Below are 8,874 nucleotides of genomic sequence, written 5' to 3' on the forward strand. Positions count from 1 at the left end.
CTGCATCCACAGCAGGCGGTTAACGACCCCGGCATGCTCGTTCATCACGCCTTTCGGCAGCCCGGTCGAACCGGAGGTATAGATCACGTAGGCCAGGTGCCGGGCATTGAGCCCTGCTACAACCGGGTCAACCACAGGCTGATCCGTCCAGCTCGGCTGGTCCAGATCAATGAGCAGACCCGCTTCCGGCACATGCCGGGTAGCCGCATGCACCAGCACCGCCACCGGCGCGCTGTCGGTCAGCATGTGCCGCACGCGCTCGGCCGGGTAGTCCGGGTCCACCGGCACATAAGCGCCACCGGCCTTGAGAATGGCCAGCAACCCCACCACCATCGACAGGCCGCGTTCGACGCAGATGGCCACGCGATCGTCCGGTTTTACCCCTAAGCCGATCAAGTGGTGCGCCAGGCGGTTGGCCTGCTGGTTGAGCTGGCCGTAGCTCAGCTCGCCCTCCTCGGCCCTGACCGCCACAGCTTCGGGGGTGCGCCGAACCTGCGCTTCGATCAGGCCGTGCAAGGTCTGCCCGAGGTCGTAGCCGACGGCCGTGTCGTTGAACCCGGCCAGCACCCGCTGGCGTTCCTCGACCTGCAGCACCGGCAAGCGCTGCAAAGCCAGCCCCGGTTCATGCTCCAGGGCCTGCACCATGGCCTGCAACACTTGCTCCATTTGCCCGCAGATGCGCGCAGCGCCAACGCCGGCAGTGGTCATGGCCACCAGGCGGAAACCACCCCCGGTGTCGTCCACGTTCAAGCTCAATGGGTAGTTGCTGCGCTCCTGGCTTTCCAGGCTTTCCATCCCTGCTGTCGCCTGCTTCTGGCTGGCGGTGGCCTGGCTGCTGTGCCGGTAGTTGAGCATTGCGCTGAACAATGGCTGCGGCGCCGCCACGCCGCTGCAGCGTTGCGCCAATGCCAGCGGGGCGTGCTCGTGGGCCAGCAGCGCGCTGAGGGACTGGTGGGTAGCATGAGCCGCCTCGCGCAGGCTGACGCCGGCCAGGTCGATGCGCAATGGCAAGGTGTTGATGAACATGCCCAGCGCACGCTCGGCGCCTTCGCCGCCTTGCAGGCGGCCTAGCAGCACCGTGCCGAATACCACGCGCGGTTGGCCGCTGGCGGCGCCCAGCAGGCGCGCCCAGGCCAGGTGGAACAGGCTGGCGACGCTGATGCCCAGCTGCCGCGCCTGCACCCGTAGCCGTTGGCCCAGGCTGTCATGCAGCCACAGCTGCGCTTCTTCGATGTCGCGGCCATCGCCTTGGACATCGCTCAGGCCGAACGGCAGGGTCGGCTCGTCGATCGCCGCCAGTTGCTCACGGAAGAACGCTTCGTGCGCGTCCTGGCTGAGGCCAAGGCGTGCCTGGGCCACATAGTTGCGGTAAGGCACGGGGGCGTGGGCAGGTTCGTCGTTGCCCTGCAAGAAGCCGATCAGCTCCTCGGCCACCACTTCCATGGCGGTATGGTCGAGCACGATATGGTGGAACTGCAGGGTCGCCTCGATCGGGCCGTCGGCATCGGTGTACAGCAGGCGCAGCAGCGGGGCCTGGCGCAGGTCCAGAGCCGCAGAGACCGGTCGGCCCGCTGCAGCACCGCTGCCAAGGGTTTGCGGCACAAGCGACGCCACGTCGCGCAGCACCACTTGCACCGGCTGGGGCAAGCCGTCCCAGAGGATGGCGGTACGCAGCACGTCGTGACGCGCGATGACGTTGTCCAGTGCGCGGGCAAAGCGTGCCAGGTGCTCCCGGCTGGCGAAGGCAAAGCGTGATTGCAGCACATACGGGTCGTGGCCCGCAGCACTCAGGTGGTGGTAGAGGATACCTTCCTGCAACGGCGCCAGTGGGTAGATGTCCTGCACGTTGGCCGCACCGCCCGGCACCTGGGCGACGATACGCTCGATCGCGCCCTGCTCCAGGGCCAGCAGCGGCAGCATAGCCGGGGTGATGTGGGTGCAGCCTGCAGGGATCAGGTTCTCCGGCACCTGCACCTCGCGTGCCTGGCCCAGGGTGGCCGCCAGCGCAGCGATGCTCGGTTGGCCAAACAAGGTCCGCACATCGACCAGCAGGCCCTGGCGGCGCAAACGTGCCGTCAGGTTGACCGCCAACAGGGAATGGCCGCCCAACTCGAAGAAGTTATCGTGCCGCCCCACCCGCTCGACCTGCAGCATCTCGGCCCACACGGCAGCCAGTGCGCTTTCGACTGCGCCTTGCGGAGCCACGTACTCCTGCCTGGCCAGCAGCGCCGGGTCGGGGTCTGGCAAGGCCTTGCGGTCGAGCTTGCCATGCCGGGTCAGCGGCAAATGGTCCAGGCGGGTGAACGCCAACGGCACCAGGTGTGGCGGCAAGCTCGCCTGCATCGCCTCACGCAACGCGTCCGGGGCAACCGGCGCGCTGGCGGTGAACCAGGCCAGCAGGCGCTCACCGCGCACCAGTACCACGGCATCGATCACGCCCGGCTGGGCAGCCAGCACGCTTTCGATTTCGCCCAACTCGACCCGCACACCACGGATCTTCACCTGGTCATCGTTGCGGCCCAGGTAGTCCAGGGTGCCATCGGCATTCCAGCGCACCAGGTCACCGCTGCGGTACATGCGCGCATGGGCCTCGCTGCTGAACGGGTCGGCCAGGAAGCGCTCGGCGCTCAGCGCCTCACGCCTGAAGTAACCGCGTGCCACCCCGGCCCCGCCGATGTACAGCTCACCGGCCGCGCCCACCGGCACCGGCTGGCGCTGTTCATCGAGCACATAGACACGGGTGTTGGCGATGGGCTTGCCGATGTGCGGTACGCTGCCAGGCAGCACCCGGCCAGCGCTGGCCACCACCGTTGTTTCGGTCGGGCCATAGTTGTTCACCACGCTGAAGCCTGGGTCGTGTTCGAACGCCCGCAAGCGGTCGCCACCGACCAGCAAGGTCCGCAAGGTCGGGTGCTGGCGCTCCCGGCGCAAGGCCTGTTCGGCGACCGGCGTTGGCAGGAAGCTGACGGCCAGCGGTTGTTCCAGCCACCAGTCGAGCAGTTCGTCCACGTGTTCACTGGCCACTTGCAGCGGCGGCAGGTGCAACACCGCCCCTGCGCACAGCGTCGGCCAGACTTCCCAGGCCAGCGCATCGAAGCCGAACCCGGCCACGCTGCTGGTATGGCTGCCTGCAGTCACGGCAAAGGCCTCGCGGTGCCAGTGCACCAGGTTGGCCAGCGTCGCATGCTCGACCATCACCCCCTTGGGCTGGCCGGTGGAGCCGGAGGTATAGATCACATAGGCCAGTTGCTGGTGATCCAGGCCAGCCACGTGCGGGTTGCCCTGCGCTGCGCCTTGCCAGGCGTCGCTGTCCAGCACGATGCACGGGGCGTCGCCCACCAGGGCCCGGGTCGCAGACTCGACCACCACCCGCGCAGGCGCGCTGTCGGCCAACAGGTAGGCGATCCGCTCGGCCGGGTAGGTCGGGTCGATCGGCACATAGGCAGCGCCGGCCTTCAGCACGGCCAGCAAGCCGATCTGGCGCTCCAGGCTGCGCGGCAGGCACAGGGCAACCCGGTCACCCACCTGCACGCCCTGGGCAATCAGGTAATGGGCCAGGCGGTTGGCGCTACGGTTCAGCTCGCCATAGCTCAGCACCCGGCCAGCCTGCACCAGCGCCGCGGCCTGTGGCGTGCGTGCGGCCTGGGCTTCGACCAGGGCATGCACGGTGTGCCCGGTCGGGTAGTCGCGCCGGGTTGCATTGAAGGTGTCCAGCAACTGCTGGCGTGTCGCCTGGTCGATAATCGGCAGCGTGCTCACCGCAGCGGTTGCGCCCTGCGCCAGTGCCTGAGCCAATTGCGCGAGTGCCTGGCTCATCCAGCGTGCCACCTGCTCGGCGCCTACGCCCTGCTGGGCCAATACGCTCAAGGCAAAACCTTCGCCCAGGTCGTCGACGCTGAGGGTCAGCGGGTAGTTGCTGCGCTCCTCCCCTCCCAGCAGGCGCACGCCTTGGCTGCCGGCAGCACGGCCAGCGGCACTGCTATGGCGGTAGTTGAACAAAGCGCTGAATAGCGGCGAAGACGCCGCCACCGCGCTGCAACGCTGGGCCAGGGCCAGCGTGGCATGCTCGTGTTGCAGCAGCGCAGACAGCCGCTGGTGGGTCAGGCGCACCGCCTGCGCTACCGGCGTCGACAGGTCGATGCGCAGCGGCAAGGTATTGATGAACACACCCAGTGCCCGGTCAGCCCCTGCACCGCCTTGCAGGCGGCCCATCAGCACCGTGCCGAAGACCACGTCGCTGCGGTTGGCCAGCACCCCCAGTACCCGCGCCCAGGCCAGGTGGGCCAGGCTGGCGACACTGACGCCCAGGCGCCGGGCCTGTTCGCGCAGGTTGCGGGCCAAGGTGGCATCCAGCTGCAGTTGGGCCTCTTCGATGGCATGCCCTTCGCCCTGCACATCGGCCAGTCCGAACGGCAGGGTGGGCTCATCCAAGTCACCCAGCATCTCGCGGAAGAATGCCTCATGGCCGGCATCGTCTGCCGCCAACCGCGCCTGGGCCACGTACGTACGGTACGGCACCGGCGCGGGCAGTTGTGCGCCCTGCCCGTCCATCAATGCCTGCATTTCGCCCGCGATGACCTCCATGGCGGTATGGTCCAGGGCCAGGTGGTGGAACTGCAGTATCGCCACCACCCGCTGGTTGCGCGGGTCGGCGGCATACACCAGGCGCAGCAAAGGTGCGCAGGCCAGGTCCAGGCGCTGGTGGCGGGCATCGTAGCGTGCCTGCAAGGCATCGAGCACCGCTTCGCTGCCCAGCCCCTCGACAGCGGTAACCGCCATGCGGGCCTTGCGCCAAACCACTTGTACCGCCTGCTCAAGGCCTTCGCTGAGCACAGCGGTGCGCAGGATGTCGTGGCGGTCGATCACCTGCTGCAGCGCGCCAGCCCAGCGCTGCAGGTCGGCCAGGCTGTCGAACGCCAGGCGTGACTGCAGCAGGTACGGGTCGCCCTGCTCGGCGCTGAGGTGGTGGTACAGAATGCCTTCCTGCAGCGGTGCCAGCGGGTAGATTTCCTGCACGTTGGCTGCACCACCCGGCACGCTGGCAACGATACGGTCGATGCTGGCCTGATCCAGTTCGATCAAGCTGAGCATCGCCGGGGTGATCGCCTGGGCGTCGACCGGTACCCGGTTGGCCGGTACGTCCACCTCGCGCCCGCTGCCCACGGCAGCGGCCAGTGCCGCCAGGGTCGGCTGGGCGAACAGGACACGCACATCGGCAAGCAGGCCAGCCTTGCGCATGCGCTCGACCAGGGTTACCGCCAGCAGCGAATGGCCACCCAGTTCGAAGAAGTGGTCATGGCGCCCGACCTGCTCGACCTTCAGCACCTCGGCCCAGATGGCGGCCAGGGCAACTTCCACCGCCCCTTGCGGGGCCTCGAAAGCCCGGCTCACCAGGGCGTCGCTGCCCGGAAGCGGCAGTGCACGGCGGTCAAGCTTGCCGTTGGCAGTCAATGGCAGCTCGGCCAGGCACACGTAGGCAGCCGGCACCATGTAGTCCGGCAGCAGGCTTTGCAGGCGGCTGTGCAAGTCGGCGACCAGCGGCGCTGCCGCATGCGCGGTGAAGTAAGCCACCAGGCGTTTGTCGCCCGGGGCGTCTTCACGCAGGACCACGGCGCTGTCACGCACGCCTTCGCACTGGCCGAGACACGCTTCGATTTCCCCGAGTTCGATACGGAACCCGCGCAGCTTGACCTGCTGGTCGGCACGCCCAAGGTAGCGCAGCGTGCCGTCGGCCTGCCAGCTGACCAGGTCGCCGCTGCGGTACATGCGCGCCTCTGCCTGGCCACTGAAAGGGTCATCGAGGAAGCGTTCGGCGGTCAGCGCGGGCTGGCCGAGGTAGCCCAGCGCCACGCCATCGCCACCGATATACAACTCGCCTACGGCGCCCAGCGGGACCGGTTGCCGACGGGCATCGAGCACGTAGCAGCGGCCATTGCCGATGGGCTTGCCGATCGGAATGCTGCCTTGGCCCACAGCCGTTATTTCATGGGTGGTGCTGAAAGTGGTGGCCTCGGTCGGGCCGTAGCCATTGAGCAAGTGCTGCGGCGCACCGTCGCGCAGCACCCGGGCGATCACTGCCGGGTCCAGCACGTCGCCGCCCACCATCAGGTAGCGCAGCTTGGCGAAGGCTGGCAGCAAGGCATCGGCAAACTGGTGGAACAAGCCTGCGGTCAGCCACAGCACGCTCACCTGCTGGGCTACCAATACATCGCGCAAGGCCTCGCGGCACAGCACCTGCGGCTGGTCGATCACCACCACGCAGGCGCCGTTGAGCAGCGGCGCCCATACCTCCAGGGTACTGGCGTCGAATGCAGGGTTGGAGGCGAAGGCCACCCGGTCGTCACGGTTGAACTCGGCAAAGCCGTTGTTGATGGCCAGCCTAACGATCGCCCGGTGAGGAACCAGCACACCTTTCGGCGTGCCCGTCGAGCCCGAGGTGTACATGACGTAGGCCGCGCTCTGCGCGTTCACCGCCAGGGCCGGTGCATGGTGGGGGCAGGCGGACAGGTCGCAGCGATCCAGCTCTACCCGCACGGCCCCGCCGGTTTGCGCCTGGCTGGCGAGCGTCAGCAGTACGCGGGCCTGGCAGTCCTGGATCATGAACGCCTGGCGTTCAACCGGGGCATTGCTGTCCAGCGGCACGAATACCGCGGCGCATTTGCTCACGGCCAATTGCGCGGCGAGCAGGTCGAAGCTGCGCGGCAGCAGCAGTGCCACCCGCTCACCCGGGTTTACGCCCAGGCTGAGCAGGTGGTGAGCCAGGCGGTTGGCATGCTCATCCAGTTGCTGGTAGGACCACTGGCGCTGCCCGTGCACCACGGCGGTCGCCTGTGGCGTGAGGGCGGCGTGGGTACCGACCAGTTGGTGCAGCGCATGCTCGTGCGGGTAGTCTCGGCGGGTGGCGTTGAAGCCTTGCAGCAGCAGTTCGCGTTCGCCGGGCGCCAGTTGGCTGAGCGTATGCAACGGCGTGGCCGGGGCCTGTTGCAAGGCATCGGCCAGTTGCGCCAGGGCGGTCGCCAGCAGGCGGCAAACCTGCCCGCCGTCTACCTGCGACACCGCCTGCACGGTGAGCACCAGGCCTTCGCCCAGGTCATCGATGTTCACCACCAGTGGGTAGTTGCTGCGCTCGTGGGCGGCGATCTGCTCGATGCCCTGCCATGCCTGGCGCAGTTCGACCTTGGCGGGGGCGCTGTGGCGGTAGTTCAGCAGGCTGGTGAACAGCGCCTGGGTCGCCGGCACGCCGCTGCAGCGCTGGGCCAGGGCCAGCGAGGCCTGTTCGTGTGCCAGCAGCCGCGCCAGGCGCTTGTGGGTAAGGCGCACGCCCTCGGCAGTGCCTGCGGCACCGACGCTGACGCGCAGGGGCAAGGTGTTGATGAACATGCCCAGCGCCCGTTCGGCACCTTCGCCGCCCTGCAGGCGGCCCAGCAGCACCGTACCAAACACCACCTCTTCGCGGCCGGACAGCTGCGCCAGTACTTGCGCCCAGGCCTGGTGCATCAGGCTGGCGACGCTCACGCCCAACTGCCGCGCCTGCTCGCGCAAGCGCCCGCACAGCGCGGCATCCACGCTCAGGCGGCTGTCGTGGACGTCACAGGTGTCACCGTGCGCGTCGTGCAGGCCGTAGACCAGGGTGGGCTCGTCGATGTCGCCCAACAGTTCGCGGAACAATGCTTCATCGGCTTGGGGATCGGCGCCCAGGCGCGCCTGGGCCACATAATTGCGGTAAGGCACGCTGGCCTCGGCGAGCGGGCGGCCCTGCAGCACAGCGGTGATTTCCGCCACCAACAGCTCGACGGCGGCGTGGTCAAGGATGATGTGGTGGATCAGCAACGTGGCTTGCAGGCCCGTGTCGGTCTGCTCGGGCAGCAGCCGCACCAGCGGGGCCTGGCCAAGGCCGATACCGGTGCAGCCGGGTGCGCAGTGCATGCTGGCGGCTAGCGACGGCACCGTACGCCAGACCACTTGCACCGGTTCTTCCAGGGTTTGCCAGTGAATGCTGGTGCGCAAGATGTCGTGGCGGGCAATGACCTGGTCGAGCGCGGCGGCAAAAGCGTCCAGTTCGGCTTGGCCAGGGAAGGCGAAGCGCGCTTGCAGCACATACGGGTCGGCGCCGTCGCTGGCCAGGTGGTGGTAGAGAATGCCCTGCTGCAACGGCGCCAGGCCGTAGATGTCCTGAATGTTCTGGATACCGCCGGGCACCTGCGCGACCAGGGTGTTGATGGCCGCCTGCGACAGGTCGGCCAGCGGCAGCATGGCCGGGGTGATCGCCGTGGTCCCCGGGACAATACGGTTGGCCGGCACCGCCCTGCGTGTGTCAGCGCCCAGCGCCGCGGCGAGCGCAGCCAGGGTGGGTTGGCCGAACAACACGCGGATATCGGCGTGCAGGCCTTGGGCACGCAGGCGCGCGGTCAGGCTGACGGCCAACAGCGAGTGCCCGCCCAGTTCGAAGAAGTTGTCATGCCGCCCTACCCGCTCTACGCCCAGCAGCTCGGCCCACAGGGCCGCCAGCAGGTGTTCGGTGTCGCCTTGCGGGGCTTCGAACGGGCGGTCCTGGAGGGGGCCGGGGGCTGGCAGAGCCTTGCGGTCGAGCTTGCCGTTGGGGCTCAGCGGCAGGGCGTCGAGGTGCATGAACTGTGCCGGCACCATGAATTCGGGCAGATGGGTGAGCAATGCGCTGCGCAGGGTGTCCACCGGTTGTGCGTCGCCAGTGTAGTAAGCAACCAGGCGCTGGTCGTGGGCCAGCACCACCGCCTCCTTGACGCCCTCGATGGCCGTGAGGCCGGCCTGGATTTCACCCAGTTCGATACGCAGGCCACGCAGTTTGACCTGGTCGTCGTTGCGGCCGAGGTATTCGATGTTGCCGTCGGGCAGGTG

1 protein-coding gene is annotated in these 8,874 nt (G+C 68.1%); it reads right to left on the reverse strand.

Annotated features, from left to right (window positions below):
* A partial coding sequence (locus ACF8SD_RS11195) for an amino acid adenylation domain-containing protein (protein WP_392484351.1) occupies nucleotides 1–8,874 on the reverse strand: 8,874 nt, incomplete at both ends.

This window comes from Pseudomonas sp. CJQ_9 (assembly GCF_043106615.1).
Classification (GTDB): Bacteria; Pseudomonadota; Gammaproteobacteria; order Pseudomonadales; family Pseudomonadaceae; genus Aquipseudomonas; species Aquipseudomonas juntendi.